General features: G+C 51.4%; 21 protein-coding genes. 8 read left to right on the top strand and 13 right to left on the bottom strand.

Features of this window, described 5'->3' with window-relative positions; translation table 11 throughout:
- Nucleotides 1-20: 20 nt before the first annotated feature.
- From Q9292_RS06020 to Q9292_RS06000, 5 genes are all read right to left on the bottom strand, one after another.
- A complete protein-coding gene (locus tag Q9292_RS06020) occupies nt 21-434 on the bottom strand; it encodes an FKBP-type peptidyl-prolyl cis-trans isomerase (RefSeq protein WP_194749413.1) in 414 nt (137 codons plus the stop codon).
- Between the two features lie 293 nt (nt 435-727).
- Entirely contained in the window at nt 728-2137 is a 1410-nt protein-coding gene (dacB, locus tag Q9292_RS06015; protein ID WP_313985952.1) for a D-alanyl-D-alanine carboxypeptidase/D-alanyl-D-alanine-endopeptidase, read from the bottom strand.
- Entirely contained in the window at nt 2137-3450 is a 1314-nt protein-coding gene (gene bioA / locus Q9292_RS06010; RefSeq protein WP_313985949.1) for an adenosylmethionine--8-amino-7-oxononanoate transaminase, read from the bottom strand. Before bioA ends, dacB begins: the two co-directional genes overlap by 1 nt.
- Nucleotides 3447-3746 (bottom strand): type II toxin-antitoxin system RelE/ParE family toxin, encoded by a 300-nt coding sequence (locus Q9292_RS06005; protein WP_313985946.1) that lies wholly within the window; start codon nt 3744-3746, stop codon nt 3447-3449. The genes bioA and Q9292_RS06005 overlap by 4 nt, the downstream gene beginning before the upstream one ends.
- On the bottom strand, nt 3743-4027 hold the full coding sequence (locus Q9292_RS06000) for a hypothetical protein (protein WP_018987653.1): 285 nt from the start codon (nt 4025-4027) through the stop codon (nt 3743-3745). Before Q9292_RS06000 ends, Q9292_RS06005 begins: the two co-directional genes overlap by 4 nt.
- Before the next feature lie 110 nt (nt 4028-4137).
- On the opposite strand from Q9292_RS06000, the gene Q9292_RS05995 reads away from it, so the two are divergent.
- From Q9292_RS05995 to Q9292_RS05970, 6 genes are all read left to right on the top strand, one after another.
- A complete protein-coding gene (locus tag Q9292_RS05995; protein ID WP_313985942.1) occupies nt 4138-6072 on the top strand; it encodes a U32 family peptidase in 1935 nt (644 codons plus the stop codon).
- 45 nt (nt 6073-6117) lie between these two features.
- Complete coding sequence (locus Q9292_RS05990; RefSeq protein ID WP_313985939.1) at nt 6118-6753, top strand: YchE family NAAT transporter; 636 nt, start codon at nt 6118-6120, stop codon at nt 6751-6753.
- Nucleotides 6754-6814: 61 nt separating this feature from the next.
- Nucleotides 6815-7447, top strand: a complete 633-nt coding sequence (locus Q9292_RS05985; RefSeq protein WP_313985936.1) for a hypothetical protein — start codon at nt 6815-6817, stop codon at nt 7445-7447.
- Nucleotides 7448-7532: 85 nt separating this feature from the next.
- Nucleotides 7533-8024, top strand: coding sequence for an NUDIX hydrolase (locus Q9292_RS05980; protein WP_313985933.1), 492 nt, complete (start codon nt 7533-7535; stop codon nt 8022-8024).
- On the top strand, nt 8021-9115 hold the full coding sequence (gene mnmA, locus Q9292_RS05975) for a tRNA 2-thiouridine(34) synthase MnmA (RefSeq protein ID WP_313985930.1): 1095 nt from the start codon (nt 8021-8023) through the stop codon (nt 9113-9115). Before Q9292_RS05980 ends, mnmA begins: the two co-directional genes overlap by 4 nt.
- 94 nt (nt 9116-9209) lie before the next feature.
- Complete coding sequence (locus Q9292_RS05970) at nt 9210-9539, top strand: hypothetical protein (protein ID WP_194749265.1); 330 nt, start codon at nt 9210-9212, stop codon at nt 9537-9539.
- Nucleotides 9540-9572: 33 nt separating this feature from the next.
- Here Q9292_RS05970 and Q9292_RS05965 read toward each other — a convergent pair whose 3' ends face one another.
- The 4 genes from Q9292_RS05965 to Q9292_RS05950 form a co-directional block, all read right to left on the bottom strand.
- Nucleotides 9573-11771, bottom strand: coding sequence for a TonB-dependent receptor domain-containing protein (locus Q9292_RS05965; RefSeq protein ID WP_313985927.1), 2199 nt, complete (start codon nt 11769-11771; stop codon nt 9573-9575).
- A gap of 250 nt (nt 11772-12021) precedes the next feature.
- Entirely contained in the window at nt 12022-12678 is a 657-nt protein-coding gene (locus Q9292_RS05960; protein WP_275356613.1) for a PEP-CTERM sorting domain-containing protein, read from the bottom strand.
- 176 nt (nt 12679-12854) lie between these two features.
- A complete protein-coding gene (locus tag Q9292_RS05955; RefSeq protein WP_194749262.1) occupies nt 12855-13052 on the bottom strand; it encodes a hypothetical protein in 198 nt (65 codons plus the stop codon).
- Between the two features lie 244 nt (nt 13053-13296).
- Entirely contained in the window at nt 13297-13920 is a 624-nt protein-coding gene (locus tag Q9292_RS05950; protein ID WP_275356612.1) for a glutathione S-transferase family protein, read from the bottom strand.
- A gap of 164 nt (nt 13921-14084) precedes the next feature.
- On the opposite strand from Q9292_RS05950, the gene nadC reads away from it, so the two are divergent.
- Together nadC and Q9292_RS05940 are read left to right on the top strand one after the other, a co-directional pair.
- Nucleotides 14085-14954, top strand: coding sequence for a carboxylating nicotinate-nucleotide diphosphorylase (gene nadC, locus Q9292_RS05945; protein ID WP_313985921.1), 870 nt, complete (start codon nt 14085-14087; stop codon nt 14952-14954).
- A 958-nt stretch (nt 14955-15912) separates the two neighbouring features.
- On the top strand, nt 15913-17703 hold the full coding sequence (locus tag Q9292_RS05940; RefSeq protein ID WP_313985918.1) for a GspE/PulE family protein: 1791 nt from the start codon (nt 15913-15915) through the stop codon (nt 17701-17703).
- A gap of 15 nt (nt 17704-17718) precedes the next feature.
- Here the strand turns inward: Q9292_RS05940 and Q9292_RS05935 are convergent, their stop codons facing one another.
- Genes Q9292_RS05935 through Q9292_RS05920 form a run of 4 tightly spaced genes read right to left on the bottom strand, consistent with a single transcriptional unit; the run spans nt 17719 to nt 20284 of the window.
- Complete coding sequence (locus Q9292_RS05935; RefSeq protein ID WP_313985915.1) at nt 17719-18252, bottom strand: cytochrome b/b6 domain-containing protein; 534 nt, start codon at nt 18250-18252, stop codon at nt 17719-17721.
- An 8-nt stretch (nt 18253-18260) separates the two neighbouring features.
- Nucleotides 18261-18539, bottom strand: a complete 279-nt coding sequence (locus Q9292_RS05930) for a PepSY domain-containing protein (protein ID WP_275356608.1) — start codon at nt 18537-18539, stop codon at nt 18261-18263.
- Between the two features lie 13 nt (nt 18540-18552).
- Complete coding sequence (locus tag Q9292_RS05925) at nt 18553-19599, bottom strand: alpha-hydroxy acid oxidase (protein WP_313985912.1); 1047 nt, start codon at nt 19597-19599, stop codon at nt 18553-18555.
- 4 nt (nt 19600-19603) lie between these two features.
- Nucleotides 19604-20284: a Fe2+-dependent dioxygenase gene (locus Q9292_RS05920; RefSeq protein ID WP_313985909.1), complete on the bottom strand. Its 681-nt coding sequence runs from the start codon at nt 20282-20284 to the stop codon at nt 19604-19606.
- Nucleotides 20285-20286: the final 2 nt, after the last annotated feature.

Here is a 20286-nt window from a genome sequence, read left to right as displayed (position 1 = left end):
GACACCGACACGGGTATTATTTATTTCACGCCCAGCAACTCAACATCAAACACCAACGGCGCATTCGGCGGAATCACACCACCTGCACCACGGGCACCGTAGCCCATCTCAGAAGGGATAATCAAGGTGCGCTTGCCGCCCACTTTCATGCCCTGCACCCCCGTATCCCAACCTTCAATCACTTGGCCACCACCAAGAAAAAAGTTAAACGGCGAATTGCGATCCAGGCTGCTATCGAATTTCTGGCCTTTATGATCGGCTTTGTTGGCGTCATAGAGCCAACCGGTGTAATGCACAGTGACATTAAAACCAACTTCAGCCTCGCGACCAGTGCCTACCACCGTATCAATTTTTTGTAATTCAGTCACCTTGGCAGACATTTGCGTAGCTTCCTTTGTATTCGCAGAGTTAGATTGCGCCTGGCAACCCGTCATGGTCAACAGCATCAACAAACTGCAACCGATTAATTTCATTCCAGATTTCATGTATTTGCTCCCAGAAAACGTCCGTCATTTTACGCGCTTTTATCCACAAATTCTTTAGTGTGTTGTTCAACCCAGATTTTCTATTAGGACTTGAAATGACAACGAAGGACAGTTTGATGGATTTTTTACGGAAATTTGAGGGTAATAGTCATTCTATTGGCCGAAAATTTACGCAAAAAAGACGCAAAATGGACAAGTTGGCATTCAAGTAGATTGAAAATCGCCTAATGGAAAATCTGGGTTCAATAACCTTCTATCAGTTGTTTTAATAACAGATCCTGCACCGCACGCACGGCCGATGCCCGCGCATGGTTAGCGACGATCACCAGCACATAGCGCTTGCCCGCCTGATCCTGCACATAGCCAGCCAGACTGCTCACGCCCTCAAGCGAGCCGGTTTTGAGATAAGCCATGCCTTTGCTCGTGCTATCGGCCAGTCGCTTTTTGGTGGTGCCATCCATGCCTAAGATAGGCAAAGAAGCCATAAACACCGGCATCACCGGGCGCTGATAGGCTGTGATGAGCAACTGCGCCAAATGTTCCGCACTGATACGTTCATTGCGCGATAACCCAGACCCATTTTCAAGCACCAGCTCAGAAAAAACCAAACCACGCTGACGCAAAACCTGCTTGAGTGCCAAAGCAGCTCCGGCTTCATCCGCGGGCGTAAACCCGGCATCTTGCGCAATCGTCAGCATCACCTGGCGCGCCATGACATTGTTGCTCCACTTATTGATGTCGCGCACCACCGAATCCAGCGGTGGCGATGACCAGGTCGTGAGCGGGATCGCCGCATCCGTGACCGGAGCCAGTGCCAATTGTCCGTTAAACTGCCCGCCCAATTGCGCCCACAGTTTTTTAAACGTGGCATACACATATTGCGTATCAGACAGCACACTCAACTCAAGGTAGCGCTCATCACACTGCTCGGGCAGTGTGCCACTAAAGGCCACGGTGACCCCATCCGGCTGCGGGGTGACGCTGTAATGCAAGTCACTGCGCCAGTCATTGCAGGCCCCTTTGCGCGCTTGCATGGTGTTGATGATATGGATATTCGGCAACTCAAATTCTTGCGCGATGAGCACGGCGGGCTTATTCGCCTGACTGCTGACCGAAAAACGGAAGCTGGTATTGCGGCCATTGAGCAATAGCGCACTGGGGTTGGCGTTGTAGGCGCGCCAAGGTTCATCATCCAGCACGGGCCGTTGGCTGACTTCAGGCGCATATAGGGTTAAATCGAGTAGCAGATTGCCTTTGATCTGGCGCACGCCTTGTTGCTGTATTTGTTGCAACAAGCGCCAGAACTCTGCAACATTGAGTGCCGGGTCACCTGCGCCTTTGATGATCAAATCACCCTCAAGCACGCCTTGATTGAGCGGCCCATTGCGATAGACTTCGGTTTTCCAGCGATAGGCAGGCGTCAGCGCCTCTAGCGCAGCATAGGTGGTGACCAGCTTCATGACGCTGGCGGGATTCATGGCTTTGGACGCATGATGGCTGATCAAAGGCGGCCCGCCTTCCACCGGCTGTACAACAATTGCTACACTCTCAAGCGGCAGCTGCGCTTTGGCGAGTGCGTCTTGCAAACTGGCGGGCAAGGCCGCCTGCACCAGCGCCGGCCACAGACTGGCAAACAGTAGCCACCAGCGCATTACATGCTCTCCATCACCGCTGCCCGTGTAGCTTCCACCAGATGCTGCTGATCTGATTGCGTCAGGCAATAGGGTGGCATCCAGTACACGGTATTGCCGATTGGCCGCAACAGCAGGCCATGCTTCAAGGCCGCGGCATAACAATCCCGCGCGAACTGCGGGTTTTGCGTCACGACCTCAAAAGCCGTAATCATGCCGCGCTGGCGAACATGCTGCATTTCAAAATCATAGTGCTCAACGGCGCTCAGCAAAGTCTGCGCTGTCTCACGGTTTTGCCCCAGCACATCCGAAGCTTCAAACAGCGCCAATGTGGCCAACGCGGCACTACAAGCCAGCGGATTACCGGTATAACTATGGCTATGTAAAAAGCCTTTGACGGTCTGGTCATGATAGAACGCCCCATACACATCATCGGTGGTCAACACCACGGACAAAGGTAAGTAACCGCCGGTGATGCCTTTAGACAGGCAAATAAAATCAGCAATCTCACTCACTTTTTCACCCGCCTGTTCGCAGGCAAACAGCGTACCAGTGCGGCCAAAACCGACAGCAATTTCATCGGCAATTAAATGCACCTGATAACGACTACAAATTTCACGCGCCCGCTGCAAATATACCGGGTGATACATCGCCATACCTGCTGCGCCTTGCACCAAGGGCTCGATAATAAACGCGGCCAGTACGGCATGATGCTCGGCCACATAAGCTTCCAGCGCCTCAGCACAACGCAAGGCATATGCCTCTTCCGTTTCACCAGGCTCCGCCAGTCGGCTATCCGGACTAGGCATTTGTGCCGACTGCAAAATTAGTGGTGCATACGTGTCTTTAAAAATGGCGACATCGGTGACGCTCAGTGCACCCAAGGTTTCACCGTGGTAACTGTTTTGCAAACTGATAAATTGAGTTTTCTGCGGCTGGTCAACATTGCGCCAGTAATGAAAGCTCATCTTGAGTGCGATCTCGGTGGCACTGGCACCATCTGAACCGTAGAACGCGTGACCCAATCCCGTCAGCGTAGAAAGTTTTTCCGATAACTTCACCACGGGTTCGTGCGTAAACCCTGCCAGCATCACATGCTCTAACTGATCAAGCTGGGACTTAATGGCCTCTTTGATGACGGGCTGGTTATGACCAAATAAATTGACCCACCAACTGCTGACGGCGTCGAGGTAACCCTTGCCTTCACTATCGAACAACCAGGCCCCTTCGCCACGCGCAATCGGCACCAGAGGATAGCGCTCATGATGCTTCATTTGCGTGCAAGGGTGCCAGACGGCACGCAGGGAGCGTTGTAATAACTCAGGGTTGTTCAATAGTAATCCACTTCTCTTTGGTGTTTAATCGCTAGCACCAGCACTAAATTTGCGAGCTCATCATATTGATAGCGCGCCAAATAGCCTGTGCTGCCATGCGATATCACTAACTCTCTTAAACCGTTTGGTAGCTGCCTGCCAACTAAAGGATGCTTTTTTAACAAATCAATCCCATCACTGATCACAAACAAAATGTGATTCGCTAACTCGAGATGATCTTGATGAAACATGCTGAGCCGAATCAAATCTTCTCGCGCATCAAGCGCATATTCCACTCGGCAGAGTTGCTGGCTCATTTTTTATCTTTTACTGGAATCAAGTCGGGCAGAGGCTGGCCATTCAACTTTGCTCGTACATACGCATGTACGTCCTCAGCCGCATAAGAAATACCAGTTTCACGATAATGCTGTAAAGATGCCTCAGCCCGTGCCATAAATGCGCGTTCTTGCTCTTCACGTGCGGCCTTTTCTGCAATGGCTTCTACCATAAATGCGTGAGCAGTTTTGTCTGTGTTTGACACTAAGTTACTCACCCGATCTTTTAAACTATCGGGTAACTTTAAGCTGGTGGTTGCCATGATTTTTCCCTCAAACCGAAAAAGTGTTACCAAAGTAACACCGCAACCTTTGCCTGTCAAATGCTGCTTTGTGCTATAGTGCGCATCTTATTGATTTATATGCATTATCCATGCAAAAAACCCGCAAACATCTCGAACTGCTCGCCCCGGCCAAAAATGCCGATTTCGGTATCGAAGCGATTAACCATGGCGCTGACGCCGTGTATATCGGTGGCCCGGCATTTGGTGCCCGCGCCAAAGCCCCAAATACGGTGGCAGACATTGCTCGACTGGTGCAGCATGCACATCGCTTTCATGCCGAGGTGTTTGTCGCGCTCAATACGATTTTTCATGACAACGAGCTTGAAGGCGTGCGCCAGCTGGTGCATCAATTGTATGACTGTGGCGTCGATGCATTGATCGTGCAGGACATGGGCTTGCTGGAGATGGACTTGCCGCCTATCCAGCTGCATGCCAGTACGCAAACCGATATCCGTACCGTCGAAAAAGCACAATTTTTAGACCAGGTCGGCTTTAGCCAGCTGGTGCTGGCGCGCGAACTGGATATTGCTACGGTAAAGAAAATTGCCGATGCGACCACCACCAACCTGGAGTACTTTATCCACGGCGCCCTGTGCGTGGCATTTAGTGGCCAGTGCTTTATTAGCCACGCGCATACCGGACGCAGCGCCAACCGCGGTGAGTGCTCACAAGAGTGCCGTTTGCCCTACACGCTGGAGGACCAGAAAGGCCGCATCATCGGCAAAGACAAGCATTATTTGTCGATGAAAGACAACGACCAGAGCGCTAACCTGCGCGCCTTGATTGCAGCAGGCGTCAGCAGCTTTAAAATTGAGGGCCGCTACAAAGACCTGCCTTATGTGAAAAACGCCACCGCGCATTATCGGCAATTGCTGGACGAGATTCTGGAAGAGATGCCGGAATACAGCAAATCTTCGGCCGGACATGCGACGTACACCTTCACCCCGCAACCGGAAAAAACCTTTAATCGCAGTGCCACCGATTATTTTGCCAACGGCAGACAGGCCGATATTGGTGCCTTTGATACGCCAAAATTTGCCGGGGAAGAACTGGGCAAAGTGCGTAAAGTCGGCAAAGACTTTATTGATGTGGCAACCGAAATCGAACTGCATAACGGTGACGGCGTCTGTTTTTTTGACGTCCACAAAGAGCTCGTCGGGCTGCGCGTGAATACAGTACAAGCAATAGACAAATACACGCAACGGCTGTTTCCCAATGAAATGCCGACTGATATCCGCAACAACACGCAGCTATACCGCAACCGCGATCATGCTTTTATGCGCCTGCTGGAAAAAGAGTCTGCAACACGCAAAATCGCCCTGGATGCTGTGCTGTATGAAACCCGTGACGGCTTTGCACTGACCCTCACCGATGAACAAGACTTTAGCGCCACCGCGCAATGTGCGGCCGAAAAACAGCCTGCCAACGATGCAGAAAAAGCCGCCGCCTCCCTGCGTGAAAACCTCTCCAAACTGGGGAATACCGACTTCGTCGCCAATGACATTGGCCTGGAATTGACCCAGTTCTGGTTCATACCCGCCTCTGTGGTCAACCAGCTACGCCGTGAAGCCATCGACCAATTACAAGCCGTCCGCACCTTGGGCTACGAACGCCCGGCATTAAGAACAGCGGCCGAGCCACCTGCACTTTACCCGCAAGACAGTCTGAGTTATTTGGCTAACGTCTATAACCAGAAAGCACGCGATTTTTACCACAAGCACGGCGTCAAACTCATCGCCAGTGCGTATGAAGCGAATGAAACGCTAGACGAAGTGCCGGTGATGATCACCAAGCACTGCCTGCGCTTTAGCCATGGCCTGTGCCCCAAAGAAGCCAAAGGCGTCATCGGTGTACAAGGCACGGTGACGGCTGAGCCAATGACACTGATCAGCGGCAATGACAGATACACCCTTAAATTCGACTGCAAACCGTGCGAAATGCATGTAATGGGCAAAGTGCGAAAACATATTTTGCAAATCCCGCCGCCGCAGCCGATCACATTTTTCGATAAACGTCCGGCATAAGCCCCTGCTCAACGCCACCAGCCGCACTTGGGAGTCTGAAAAAGCATGACCGAATACGCATACCTGATTAAAGTGGCCATCGCCCTCATCGCCATCGTCAACCCCATCGGTTGCCTGCCGATTTTCATCAGCGCCACCAGTGGCTGGAGCAAAGCGGAGCGCTCACGCACCGCCCGCACTGTCGCCATCACCGTCATGATTGTGCTGGGTGTCTCAGCCTTTTTTGGTGACCTGATTCTGGACTTTTTTGGCATTACCATCCCCTCCTTTCAGGTCGGCGGCGGTATTTTGCTGTTACTGATCTCCATCTCCATGATGCACGGCAAACAAAGCGCCACACGCCAAACCCCTGAAGAAGCGCAAGACTTAAGCGAACGTGAAGTCATCGCCATCGTCCCACTCAGCATCCCGCTATTGGCTGGCCCCGGCGCCATTTCCAGCATGATCCTCACCGCCCAGCAACATCCCGGCTTTTGGGGGCACCTGAGCCTGATGTTACCAATTGCCTTGATCTCATTATTTATCTGGGGATTGTTACAACTGGCTGATGGCATTACCCACTACCTGGGCAAGATCGGGATTAATATCGTCACCCGCTTAATGGGCTTGATTTTGGCGGCGATGTCGGTGGAGTTTATTGCGCATGGATTAGAGGGTTTGTTTCCGAAGTTGTTTGGATAAATCGGTAGGTGGTATACCCGCATGCAGTACCCCGAATTAAAGTTTGTGATTGAAATCGCGTTTGCAAGAAATTACGATTCCTACAGGGCTTTATTTTGGCAAAAAAATGACTAAACCGCAGCTTTATAAAAGAGAAATTACTCGTAACTACTCTGCACATCATACTTTTCTGGAGATTGCGTCAATTCAAATGGAGTTGGCTCAACAAAAGAAGACAGGATGGTTTAATGAAGCCTTAATTAGTATGACTTTCTCCGCTTTGGCAGTAGAAGCACTAGCAAATGCAGTAGGTCATCGTCTATGGCAAGGCCATGCCTGGGAGGATTTTGAGGATTGTAAGCCAATAATAAAACTGGAGCGAATAGCAAAAAAATTGGCAATTCCTTATCAAATTCGAAATGAGCCTTGGAAAACAATACAGTGGCTTATTAAATTTAGAAACAAAATTGCCCATGCAAAACCCGAACCCATCAAACAATTCAGCAAGGTTGGTCATGCGAAAAAAGGGACTCATGACATTAATTGTCCAGAATCAGTACTTGAAAATTTAGTCAGTAAAAACACAGCAAAACATGTACTAAAATCAGTTAAAGACCTAAAAGACATATTTTGCAAACACATCCCAGAAGAAGAACTTGACGGGATTTGCACCGATGGCTGGTCGGCTACTACAGAGCCGATTTTTGATATGTAATATCAACTCATTAACTTTCTCTCAAATAATTCCTCAATCAATCACATAGCGGTAAAATAGCGTTTTTTAACGAAACCAGCACATCTTGAATTCTTCTGTTCTGCAACCCTCCAAATCGTCGCATCAATGGAAGCCTAACGTCACCGTTGCGGCCATCATAGAGCAAGATGGCAAGTTTCTGTTAGTGGAAGAAACCACGGACAGAGGCAATCGCTTTAACCAGCCCGCCGGGCATCTGGAAGAAAACGAGACCATTATTGCCGCGGCGATTCGTGAGACGCTGGAAGAGACGGCTTATGATTTCACGCCTGAGGCTTTGGTAGGCATTTACCACTGGCAGCATCCGCTCAACGGCATTACCTACTTGCGTTTTGCCTTTAGTGGCAAATTGGGTGCGCATTATCCAGAGCAGGCCTTGGATGAAGGCATTATTCGCACAGTGTGGAAAACCGAAGCCGAGATTGCGGCTGAAGGCGAGTTGATGCGTAGCCCGCAAGTATTGTTGTGCGTGCAAGACTACCTCGCCGGCAAACGTTATTCTTTAGACATTTTGAAGCATTTGGGCCAAGCATTATGAGTAAGCCACATGTGATCGTCGGGTTATCCGGCGGTGTTGATTCTTCCGTGACCGCTTTGTTGTTGAAACAGCAAGGCTATGAGGTCACCGGTTTATTCATGAAGAACTGGGAAGACGATGATACGGATGAGTATTGCTCTTCTCGCCAGGACCTGATTGATGCGGTTTCTGCGGCCGATAGAATTGGCATTGACATTGAAACCGTGAATTTTAGCGCCGAGTACAAAGAGCGAGTGTTCGCTAACTTTTTACAGGAATATCAGGCGGGCCGCACGCCCAACCCGGATATTTTGTGTAACGCCGAGATCAAGTTCAAGGCGTTTTTGGACCATGCCATGGGGATGGGCGCAGACTTAATCGCCACGGGACATTATGCACAAGTGCGTGAAAACCCGATCCAGCCAGGCAATTTTCAACTGCTTAAAGCCGATGATGGCAGCAAAGACCAGAGTTACTTTTTGTCACGCCTCAATCAGGCGCAGTTGTCAAAAACGCTGTTTCCGTTAGGCAAATACCTCAAGCGTGAAGTACGCGAAATCGCGCGTGAACATGGCCTGGCCAATGCCGAGAAAAAGGATTCAACTGGTATCTGCTTTATTGGCGAGCGGCCGTTTCAGGAGTTTTTACAGCGCTACCTGCCGCGTCATCCTGGCGTGATGCGTACGCCCGAAGGCAAAGTGGTTGGCGAGCATGAAGGCTTGATGTATTACACCATTGGTCAGCGCCAGGGGCTCAAGATAGGCGGTAGCCGTGAAAGCAATGGCGAGCCGTGGTTTGTCGCCGCCAAGCACATGGCCGATAACGAGCTGATTGTGGTACAAGGCCATGATCACCCGCTTCTGAAATCCGACGGGCTGAAAGCGGGACAACTGCACTGGATTAGTGGCGAAGAGCCGCGTACCAACTGGGTATATGCGGCGAAAACCCGTTATCGCCAGCCGGATGCGCCTTGCGAGGTCGATGCGGTGAATGCAGAAGAAGCAACTATTCGCTTTGGTCAGCATCAATGGGCCATCACACCAGGGCAAAGTGTGGTCGTTTACGAAAGCAACGTCTGTCTGGGCGGCGGCATCATCACGGGTGCGCTTTAACCCGGGTTGAGATCGCAAGCGCGAGGCATGGTTATTGCTTTTGTTTACACCATTTAATCAAAATACACTGCCAAGTGACAAGGAATGACACCTGATGGCCTACGTCTTAAAAAATAACCAAGGTGCGATTATTGCGGCCAGCCCGGATACGCAAGTGGCTGCGGACTGGGTGGAAATAGATAATACCGACACAGAGTATTTGTGTTTTCTGGATGACGAACTCAAAAGGCACCACACCTTCCGTGAGAGTGACATTCAGCTCGCACGCGTGCTCGAAGACCTGATTGGCATTTTGATTGAGCGTAACCTGATCAGCTTTACCGACTTCCCGAGCCCCGCACAAAAACGCTTGAACGAGCGTCAAACCTTGCGTCACAAAAACAAGCTGCATCTGCTGGGCGATGACGATTTGGGCCCACTCTAGCAGCGGTCGTCAACCGCCAATGTCCCATCTTGGCTAGTAGGTCAGCTCAACCTGAAATTTCACATTCCGGCCAGGGCCGTACATACCCAGGCCGCCCATGGTGCCATCCAGGCGATACAGCGTATTTTTGAGATTTTCACCGATCAGTCGTAACGTCACATGTTTGCTCGCCTGCCAACGGGCACCTGCATTCCACATTGCATAGCCGTCCTGCGTCCCAAACCGATAAGGGCTGGCGGTGGTGCCATCCCCACTTAACAGGATATCCCGGTCAGAAACCTTGCGGTAACTGAGGTTCAGATCGACCGCCTCTGAGAGCACAGCGCCCAGCTGCACATTGAAGGCATTGCCTGGCGCGGTATACAGCGGCGCATTGACCAGCCCGGTATTAATCCCGCCATTGATTCTGGAATACGCACTACGCAGATACCACCCGCGATATTGCATAAAGCTTTCAATTTCAACTCCGTTTCTGCGCTCCCAACCATCTTGCGCAAGATTGCCATTGGCATCTTCACGCAATGAGGTCAGCAAATGCGAGGTATAGGTGTGATAAAAATTCAGCTTGCCTGAAAACCAGATAGTGCTATTGAACAAGTGCGGTGTTTGATAACTCACCCCGGCCTCGGTGGTTTCAGAGCGCTGCGGCACATACAAATCCCCACAAATCTGCGACTTCGGCCCCTTGGTTGTCATGACTTGCGCACGACAACGGCTGAACGGCCCCTGCGTAAAATATTCATCAATCAGGGGCGGCCTGAAGCCTTGCCCGTAATTGCTGTAAAAGGTTAGTTTGTCTGGGTTTTGTTTGGCGAAGGCATCATAAGCCAGGCCCAGACTCCAGGTCTCTTGTTTGAATTTGATGGTGCTTGCCTGGCCATAGGGGGCGAGCAGGGCCAAAGCCCCTCCGTCAGCCTCTACTTGATAACGGTCCTGGCGATAGCCCGGGATCACTGAAAATGCGCCGAACTCAAACTTTGGTTGCACATAAACGGCATGAAATGACTTGCGCCCTGGCGGCGCTGAGGCATTAAAGCCATCGGGATAAAGCGCTTGTAACGCGGTCTTCCGATTGTCGAAGAAGCGTGTAATTTCACGTTCGCTGGCGTTGTATTGATAGCCCGTCAGTAACGAAACAGACCATAGATCTTTCTCAGCAAAGATTGCCCGGTTGCTCAGATCTACGGTGTTCGTTTTATATTCATACGTATCCGTCAAATTGCCGCGGCAAGTCGTGGTATCCGCGGGATTTGTCGTATTGATGACACCCTGACACTGCCTTTGCAAGGCATTAAACGTGGAATTGAACGGCGCACCCTGACCAATCACATCTTGCAAATGCGTATACCCGGCACCGATAGTACCCTTAAAGTTGATCCACGGGTGTTGAGGATCGAAGTTCACCGTCTCTGACCAAGTGAGATCATCCACCGAACGCACCACATTGCCAAAAAAACCGGGTTGCCCGCCTGTCGCATCATAAGGTTGCAGTCCGGTATCCTCAAACTTCACCACCGAGGTCACCAACTGCAAGTCTTCGGTTGGAAACACACTGACCTTGAGCAACTGTGAAATAGATTCAATCGCAGAACTTTGTAGCTTGGAGCCATCGCCCAAGGTCAAATTATTGGCCTGCCGATTGGAATAGTTATACAAAATATCCACGCGTTCATCGGGGCGCGCATACAGCAGATAGGAACGTGAATATTCATCGCTGTTATTGCCATAGCCAAACTTGGCCTTGCCGCCATAGTGTTGGCCGGGTTTTAAAAAGTCTTCAGCATTTTTAGTCGTCGCATTGACCGTACCGCCCAGTGATCCGGAACCACTCGAAATCTGCGGCCCACGTTGCACCTCTATGCTTTTTAATAATTCCGGCTCGATAAATGTCCCGCCCATACGGTATTTCTCAAATCCTTTGGGCACGCCATCCACTTTCACCAGCACGTCTTCATTGTCCACGTAGCCACGAATCCCAAACGTCATGCCACTCGGCCGTGGTCCGCCAGAAATAGACACCCCTGGCACGGCTCTGACCGCATCAAAAATATTGCTGGGCTGGGCACGTTGCAATTGTTCGCTGGTAATGGTGGTAACCGGCAAGGTTGGATTGATCCCTGTCTCGGGCGCTTTTTGTTTCTTTTCCTGGATGGTGACCTCAGGCAGCGTATCCACCTCCTCGGCCCCTGGCTGTTTTATCGTGGGTGCTGGAGACGCAGGGGGCGTTTGCACGTCCGTTGCCTCCACGTCTGGTATGAGCTGCTCAGCCCAGGCGGCGTGAGGCCAAAAAAAACAGGCGAGCCAACACAGCCCCACAGACAAGGTTAACCTTGTGCGAATGAAGCTTTTTTCAGGCAGGCAACTGGAGAAGATCGCAAGAGAGCGAGCCCGCTTTAAACCGGTGATGTTCATTTAACGAAAATAAGTGGGCGCGCAAGAAAGGGGCTAAACAGCCCCTTTGCCATGGTCAGCCGAATGGGAATCAGGCTTGTTTTTTTGCGTTGCGGCGCGCGACAAATGCCATCAAACCCAGCCCCAAGCCCATCAGACTAAAGGCCTCAGGTTCAGGCACCGGTGTCACAGTAGGCACAGACACGGCGGCCAATGCCAATTGATCCAAACTCATACTGGATGAATTGGCATTGAATTTAAAGGTATACAGGCTGGAAGCGGCGACATTGCTCCATTTCCAATACAACTCTTGTTCAGCAGTTGCCCCTCCCATCACGGTGCCTTGATCTTCGTTAAACTGCAACACGGAAGTCGCTGTAATGCCATTCAAGGTTGCTGAACTGTTGGCCAGGGTGCCCAAGGTTGCAATACGCAGATAGACATCAAACAGGCCTGTGCTGGCACCGCTCAAGGTCGCGGTGAATGCCGTAGCGCCAGAGAAACTATAAATATTGCCCCCGCCAGTGATAAAAGCACCGCCTGTGGTTTCTTGCACAGAAGCGGTGATCCCGGCAGTCACAGCGACATCTGGTGTATTGTCATTGGTGCTGTTAAAGACGTTCCACTCAGCATAACTCGCTGGTGTCAGACTCCCCCAGGGATTGGCGGTGTCCCATACTGCCTGGGTCGCAAACGCGGAACTATTGAACAGCATGCCTAAGGTGAATGCCAAAGCTGAAAATTTCATGATTTATTTCTCCTCAACGAGCGCTTGTGCCCCTTCCTCTCGAAGGCCATCGCGCCATTTTTTTAAAATGAAGTCTCACGGACCCACACCGTTGAGTATTTCAATCGCCACGCTTTACGCATGGCAATAAAATTGAAATTAAAAAATAAAAGTGATGTTGTTTTAATCACGCATGGTCAGGCGCCTTGCTTCTCCTGCCTGGACTCAAAATCAACCACATAGCGGTACTGCTTGCCGCAATCAATAATGACTTCTTTCTGTCCCCGCTTGAGCAGGCGTATATCCACTTTGATGCTACCGAAGCCATCATGAGCGATGAGCTCATCCAGCAGTTCTAGCAATCTTTTTTTGACTGGTGCATTCATTGCCTGCATAGCATGTATTTATCATGTTTTTGAGTATTCTTAAATGATAACAATTATCATTTAGTTTTGCAACGTAAAAATATGATCTCTGATTAAGCGTAAGTGGATAGATGCAGTGAGGCCAAAAGGCAGAATGAAAAAGAAGGTAGACAAGGGGAAAGCGCCGCATCACAAGGTGAACGGCTGAAGATCAACGGGAGAAAATCAAGACAGCATCCCGACAGCTTAGGACGGAATGCTGAGATAAGGTGCCCTAAGGCTGTGGCATGGTTTGCTTGAAGCTGGGACGTTTTACCAGCACACCGTAATGTTTGGCCAGATTAGGAAACTTCTCTTGCCAGTATTTGCCTTCCCATTGCACATTTTTAAAACGCAAGTCTATGTAGCCCAGCGCGGTGCCCAGGGCAATGTCTGCCAGACTGAACGTTTCGTTGACACACCACTTTTTCTTTAGCAAGTCGTTATCAAGCACGGTCAGGCCAGCCGTCACCTTGGCAAATTGCTTTTCTATCCATGGTGCAGACTGCTGCACCTCTGGCTTGCGTTGTTCCAAGATCACCGCCACGGCAGCATCACACACACCATCGGCAAGTGACTCCCAGCGACGGACCTTGATTTTGGCTGAGTGGTCTTGCGGAATCAGGTGGGCCACCGGCGTGCGATGATCCAGATACTCGACAATCACGCGTGAATCATACAAGGCGTCGCCATCATCCAGCACCAGCACCGGAACCTTACCCAACGGGTTGTGCTGGCTCACGGGACAATCCGGCGCAGACAGCACGACCTCCGTCAAAGTCAGGTCAATATGTTTCTCAATGGCGACGATACGCACTTTACGTGCATAGGGACTGTTAACCGTATATAAAAGCTGCATAGTGTGATGTGAGCCGGATTGAAGAGTACTTTTACCGAAAAAATACCCCATGACGCAATACGATGGTACAAAACTCGCTGGTCTTGGGGTGCTTTTATTATAATAGCTTTTGCCATGGGCTTAGAACGCTCATCTGCATAAATTTTAAATTGACTGAGCTGCTCATGACCACTGCATCACTTTACCAACACTTGCCCGACTACTTAAATGCCGATCTGATAGCGGCGCAAGTGCAATCGGCCCTGGCAGAAGACCTGGGCAAAGGCGACCTGACCGCTGCACTAATCCCTGCCGGCACCCAGGCCAGCGCGACCATTATCAGCCGTGAGGCTGCCATTCTCTGCGGCTGCGCCTGGGCGCAACAGTGCTTTGCGCAGTTGGATCGCAGCATCCAGCTCGAATGGCTGGTAAAAGACGGTGACCCCGTCGTCACCAATCAAGCGCTGGTCCATATTCATGGCGACGCACGCGCCATGCTCAGTGCCGAACGCCCGGCCCTCAACTTTTTGCAAACGCTTTCTGCAGTAGCCACACATACCCGCCGCTATGTGGACGCCATTGTCGGTTTGCCAGCGCAAATCCTCGATACGCGCAAGACCCTGCCTGGCCTGCGTCTGGCACAAAAATATGCTGTGCTCGCTGGCGGTGGCGCCAACCAACGGCTGGCTTTGTACGATGGCATCCTGATCAAGGAAAACCATATCGCCGCCGCAGGCTCGATTGCCGCCGTGCTTGAAGCCGCCTTCGCCATGCGCAGCACGGATAATATCCAGATCGAAGTGGAAACACTGGATGAATTGCAGCAAGCGCTGGATGCCGGCGCCACCAGTATCTTGCTCGATAATTTCACGCTGGAAGACCTGCGTAAAGCTGTCGCAATCAATCAAAAGCAAGCATTGCTGGAAGCATCGGGCAATGTGGATTTAACGACGGTTAGGGCGATTGCGGAAACAGGCGTAGATAGAATATCTATTGGGGCACTGACTAAAAATATTCAGGCGGTGGATTTGAGTATGCGGATACAGATGCAGTGATAGAACATCCGCGCAGACGATTTAAATAACGCAGTAAAAAGTTATTCTTTGACGAGTATTGCTGTAGCAATCCGATGCTTAGACCTTTTATAGCCTCAGCTTACTGTCTCAAGCGAGTAACTTTATTATTTACTTGCTCGAACAAATAGATTTAAACCTGAAACATGAGCTGGTTTGAATAGCGATTTGTTTCGCCTTTACGGCGACCAATCTTTCTTATGCTTGTCCATAAGAAAGAAGGCAAAGAACAAGACACCCCAGCTTCCGCTTCTTTCCTGTGCCACTCGATTTGCCGGGCGACCATCGAAACTCGCCCTGACAAGCCGCACACGTCGTGGCTTGTTGCGGAACTCGAACAGCCGATGGCCGAAGGCTCACGCCAACCCTGCGTTGCACTCTTTTAATTAAAGCGTGCGGCAGAGGGGGACCCCGAACACCAGATGAGCGTAACGGTCAGTGGATTGAATAAAAGAATTGGTTTTTGCAAGCGTCCAAACTTCAACAGTGTGACTTTGACGAGATAAATCCCATCCCATCACGCTGAGTAGCGCAGATGAAGTGGGAGCTTTCTGCCATCAACTGTTTGAGTTCCGCAGTGGCTTGCGGTTTTGTGCAAGCCGCCAGGGCGAGTTTTGATGGCAGCCCACTTTACCGAGCAACGCAAGGCAGCCGAAGGCCGTGATGGCTGGGTGTCCTCCTCTTTGGTTACTTTCTGGGGGACAAGCACCAGAAAGTAACTCGCCGAGAGGCGAAAAAATGTATCTTTAAAAAACATCACTCAAGATTCCATCTTAAATAAAACTTAACAACTCTCATCAATAAGTGACAGACTCAAATTAAAAAACCTTTAGAAAACCCAGACTAAACACATTTCCAATCTAAGCAATGTGACCATTTCTGCCACCTCCTGATGGCATGACTCTTGCATCATTTGCAGCTAGTCTAGCCAGCATGTGACATGAATAGTCCAATCCCCGTTTCCTCGCCCAAAACCATAGAGAGCCTGCGCCTCTCGGATTTATTACGCATGCTGGTTGCTCATGGGCATGCAGATAAAGTCCAGGCTGAAAAGCTTTATAAAGATCGCAAGAGGGACAGCTCCAAAATTCACCCGGTTGTGATTGTGGCCGAGCAAAAATGGCCGGATTTACAAAACCCCAATCAATTATTGACTGTAGAAGCCCTGAGCCGCTTTGTGGCAGAGCAGGCTGCAGTGCCTTATTATCAAATCGACCCCCTAAAACTGGACTTTAGTGCCGCGGCGCAAATTGTGTCGCAAGCCTATGCCGAGCGCCTGCGCATCATGCCGATTACGGTCAGGAATGGCGTAGCCACAATTGCGACGGCCGATCCGTTCCACCAGACCTGGCTGCATGATCTGGAGCGGATGCTGAAGTTGCGCATTGAAGTGGTCATGGTGAATCCGCTGGACTTGCAGCGTTATTTGCCCGAGGTGTATCAGCTTTCTGCAGCGATTCAATCTGCGAATGCCGCCAAGGCCGGGCAAATTGTCGGCGTACAAAACTTTGAACAGTTGATTGAGCTGGGCAAAGACCGCCAACTGGATGCGAATGAACAGCACGTGGTGAGCATTGTCGACTGGTTGTTTAAATATGCATTCGAGCAGCGCGCCAGTGATATCCACCTGGAACCGCGCCGCAATCTGGGCTTGATGCGTTTTCGTATCGACGGCGTCTTGCATCAGGTGTATCAGCTGCCGAGCAATATCATGAATGCGATTACCAGCCGCATCAAGCTACTGGGGCGGATGGACATGGTGGAGAAACGCCGCCCGCAGGATGGTCGTGTCAAAACCGTAGACACTGATGGCAAGGAGGTTGAATTACGCTTATCCACCATGCCGACCGCGTTTGGCGAAAAACTGGTGATGCGAATTTTCAAGCCGGACGTGCTGGTACAGGATTTTCAGTTACTCGGTTTTTCCAAGCGTCAGGGCGAGCAATGGGCGCAGTGGACTCACCAGCCCAACGGCATCATTCTGGTCACCGGGCCTACCGGCTCGGGCAAAACCACCACGCTGTATACCACACTCAAGCAATTGGCGACCGATGAAGTCAATGTGTGTACGGTAGAAGACCCGATTGAGATGATAGAGCCGGCGTTTAACCAGATGCAGGTGACACAGAATATCGGCCTGGGCTTTGCCGAAGGTATACGTACACTGATGCGCCAGGACCCCGACATTATCATGGTCGGCGAGATCCGCGATCAGGAAACCGCCGATATGGCAATTCAGGCCGCACTGACCGGCCACCTGGTGCTATCCACGCTGCACACCAACGATGCGCCATCGGCTGTCACACGCTTGCTGGATTTAGGCGTGCCAGCCTACCTGATACATTCCAGCCTGCTGGGGATTATGGCGCAGCGGCTGGTGCGCACCTTGTGCCCGCATTGCAAAACAGAAGCCACCATTTCTGAGGCAGAATGGGCCAGCGTTACGCGCCCGTTCAAGGCCGCCAAACCGGCAAAAATCATGAAAGCCGCGGGCTGCAAGGAGTGCCGCAACACGGGTTACCGTGGTCGCACCGGCATTTATGAGATGCTGACACTCACACCGACCTTACGCAAACTGATCACGCCTGAAACCGATTTGATCCAACTCAGACAGGCTGCCACGCAAGCGGGGATGCAACCGTTGATGTTAAACGGTGCTGAGAAAATTGCGGCAGGCCTGACAACCGTAGACGAAGTGCTCAAGGTTGCCCCGCCGATTGAAGTAGATTAAAGACGCAAGGCCCGCTTATTTGCGTAAGTGAATGCGGCCATGCCACATTTGCCGCACTAAATGCTGCTTGGACAAGCGTCCAATCCAGATCACCGCAACAATATGCAACGCAATCACTGCCATCAGTACCCAACTCAACAGTGCATGAGTTACAACCGGCCCCTCTTCGCCCCAAAAGGCATCGGTGCGGCTTAACCAGCCAGTCAGCGCCAGCAAGGCAATCAGCATCCAGATGCCATACACGGCCCATTGGCCTAGCGGATTGTGCCCGGCATGCACAGGCAGGGTTGCTTGACGCACATCTGCAATGTGCGCGCGGATGTCACGCAGGCCGGGCAGATGAAAGCGCGCACTTGGGTATGCGCTAAAACACCCGGCCATGATGCGGATCATAATGATTGCCAGCACAGCGTAGCCAACCATGCGATGCAGCGCATCCGTTTCGTACCAGACATGGCTCATCAGCCACAATGCCATCACACCAGCCGCCACAAGCCAGTGACTCAGACGCACCCACCAGGGCCAAAGCATTTCGGATGGCTGCAACATCTCGCCACTTAGTCTTTCAAGCCGATGGCTTTGACGATCGCCAGCGTTTTCATGTCGAAGTAAATCTCAACCTTCTTGCCCTCTTTGTTACGGCCGTAAATTTCGTAACAATTACCGTCTACTTTAAATTTTTTGATGGTATAGCCTTCTGCTTCCAGTGCTTCTTTAAGGGTATCTTCTGAAGCCCACTCCTCTTTTGGATAGGATTTGCAATCCGCCGCGGCCAACGCAGCTTGTGCATGCAGCAGGCCAATTGCCAACAAGAGTGAAAAACCAATTTTTTTCATCAAAACGTCCTTTTCATGATTCAAACAATTCTACCTGGCGCAGCTCTGCCAAATTCGAAACGCCAGTCAACGCCATGGTCATTTCCAGCTCATCACGCAAAGTGCGGATCACTTTTGCTACGCCCATCGCGCCTTCTGCAGCCAGGCCCCAGATGTAAGGGCGACCAATACAAACGGCATCGGCGCCCAACGCCAGCGCTTTAAACACATCTTGCCCGGAGCGGATACCACTATCCACCAGGATTTTGCATTGGCTACCCACGGCAGCCACGATCGTTGGCAGCACTGCCGCCACTGACGGAGTGCTATCAAGCACGCGGCCACCGTGATTGGAAATGACCACGCCGTCACAGCCGCATTCCACCGCCCGCCGGGCATCCTCTACATGCATCAGACCTTTCAGTAGCAAGGGGAGGTTCACTTGCTGCCTGAGCCAGGCCACATCGTCCCAAGTCGGCGCCTGCGTCATCCAGCCATCGAACACCGCGCTTTGGCCTGTTTGCAAGGGTCGCATCGCCAATGGCTGCGCCAGGTTGACCGCGGAAATGCCCTCGGGTAAATCGATCAAAGCTTGCTTGACTGGCGCATCGACAGTAAACACGACTGCGCTGATACCAGCTACCACGGCTTTATGCAATAACGCTTGGGTACGTTCACGATCGCCTTGCCAATAGAGCTGAAACCAGAGCGGTTGTTGCGCCTGCGTCACAATCTCGCTCACGGCTTGACTGGCCAGACTACTCACCATCATCTGCCCCTGCTGGGCATTGCAAGCGACAGCGGTGCCAATCTCGCCATCGGCATGAAACAAGCGCTGATAAGCCACTGGCGCCAACAGGATGGGATGCGCCCATTGCTCGCCAAAAATGCTACAACTTGTGTTGGGCTGATAGAGGGGCTGGAGTGGACGTGGACAGACCTTCTTGCTTTGCCAGCCAGCTTCGTTGACCTGTAATTGCAAACCGTTCCCAGCATCTGACTGCAAATAATGCCAGACGTCAGCGGGCAATTTGGCTTGCGCTTGCTGGGCAAAACAGGAGAGCAAAGGTAAGGACTGCATTCACTTAGAGCGCCCACTGGCGCAACAGATTATGGTAAATGCCGGTTAACTGCACCACTTCTGGCGTTTCCCCTTGTTGCTGGCGCAAGCGGACCAAGGCCATATCCATATCAAACAGCATGCGCCGATGTGCGGCATCGCGCACCATGCTCTGAATAAACATAAAGCTGGCCAAACGCTCGCCACGCGTGACAGGCGTCACCGCATGCACCGAGCTGGAAGGATAAATGACGATAGACCCCGCTTTGAGCTTGATGCGCTGGTCACCAAACACATCCTGCACCACCAGCTCACCGCCTTCATATTCATCCGGGTCGTTAAAAAACAAAGTAGCCGAAACATCTGCCCGCACCCGCGCACTGCCATCCGGCATATGACGCATGGCACTATCGACGTGAAATCCGTAGGCATTGGTCTCACCCGCATAACGATTCACAAAAGGCGGCAAGATTTTGTCTGGCAAAGCGGCCGAAAAAAATAAAGGATCGCGCTGCAATGCCTGCAACACGATCCTGCGGATTTGTGCCAGCAACGGGTCGTCTTCGGCCAGTTGCTGGTTGTTTTTAACACTGGCTGCCTGAATACCGGCGGTTGTGCGGCCATCCACCCATTGCGCCTGCTTCAGCAAGGCACGGATAGTATGCAGCTCTTCTTCAAGCAAAACCCCCGGTAAACTTAACAGCAAAT

Source organism: Methylophilus sp. VKM B-3414, from assembly GCF_032248435.1.
In the GTDB taxonomy this organism is placed as follows: Bacteria; Pseudomonadota; Gammaproteobacteria; order Burkholderiales; family Methylophilaceae; genus Methylophilus; species Methylophilus glucosoxydans.
The sequence above is the reverse complement of the archived record's forward strand: the minus strand, read 5'-3'. Positions and strand labels throughout refer to the sequence as shown.

Coding starts and splice junctions, on each gene's coding strand:
- Q9292_RS06020 (WP_194749413.1), bottom strand. CDS start 434: ATGACGGGTTGCCAGGCGCAATCTAACTCTGCGAATACAAAGGAAGCT.
- dacB (WP_313985952.1), bottom strand. CDS start 2,137: ATGCGCTGGTGGCTACTGTTTGCCAGTCTGTGGCCGGCGCTGGTGCAG.
- Q9292_RS06005 (WP_313985946.1), bottom strand. CDS start 3,746: ATGAGCCAGCAACTCTGCCGAGTGGAATATGCGCTTGATGCGCGAGAA.
- Q9292_RS06000 (WP_018987653.1), bottom strand. CDS start 4,027: ATGGCAACCACCAGCTTAAAGTTACCCGATAGTTTAAAAGATCGGGTG.
- Q9292_RS05995 (WP_313985942.1), top strand. CDS start 4,138: ATGCAAAAAACCCGCAAACATCTCGAACTGCTCGCCCCGGCCAAAAAT.
- Q9292_RS05990 (WP_313985939.1), top strand. CDS start 6,118: ATGACCGAATACGCATACCTGATTAAAGTGGCCATCGCCCTCATCGCC.
- mnmA (WP_313985930.1), top strand. CDS start 8,021: ATGAGTAAGCCACATGTGATCGTCGGGTTATCCGGCGGTGTTGATTCT.
- Q9292_RS05970 (WP_194749265.1), top strand. CDS start 9,210: ATGGCCTACGTCTTAAAAAATAACCAAGGTGCGATTATTGCGGCCAGC.
- Q9292_RS05960 (WP_275356613.1), bottom strand. CDS start 12,678: ATGAAATTTTCAGCTTTGGCATTCACCTTAGGCATGCTGTTCAATAGT.
- Q9292_RS05955 (WP_194749262.1), bottom strand. CDS start 13,052: ATGCAGGCAATGAATGCACCAGTCAAAAAAAGATTGCTAGAACTGCTG.
- Q9292_RS05950 (WP_275356612.1), bottom strand. CDS start 13,920: ATGCAGCTTTTATATACGGTTAACAGTCCCTATGCACGTAAAGTGCGT.
- nadC (WP_313985921.1), top strand. CDS start 14,085: ATGACCACTGCATCACTTTACCAACACTTGCCCGACTACTTAAATGCC.
- Q9292_RS05940 (WP_313985918.1), top strand. CDS start 15,913: ATGAATAGTCCAATCCCCGTTTCCTCGCCCAAAACCATAGAGAGCCTG.
- Q9292_RS05935 (WP_313985915.1), bottom strand. CDS start 18,252: ATGTTGCAGCCATCCGAAATGCTTTGGCCCTGGTGGGTGCGTCTGAGT.
- Q9292_RS05930 (WP_275356608.1), bottom strand. CDS start 18,539: ATGAAAAAAATTGGTTTTTCACTCTTGTTGGCAATTGGCCTGCTGCAT.
- Q9292_RS05925 (WP_313985912.1), bottom strand. CDS start 19,599: ATGCAGTCCTTACCTTTGCTCTCCTGTTTTGCCCAGCAAGCGCAAGCC.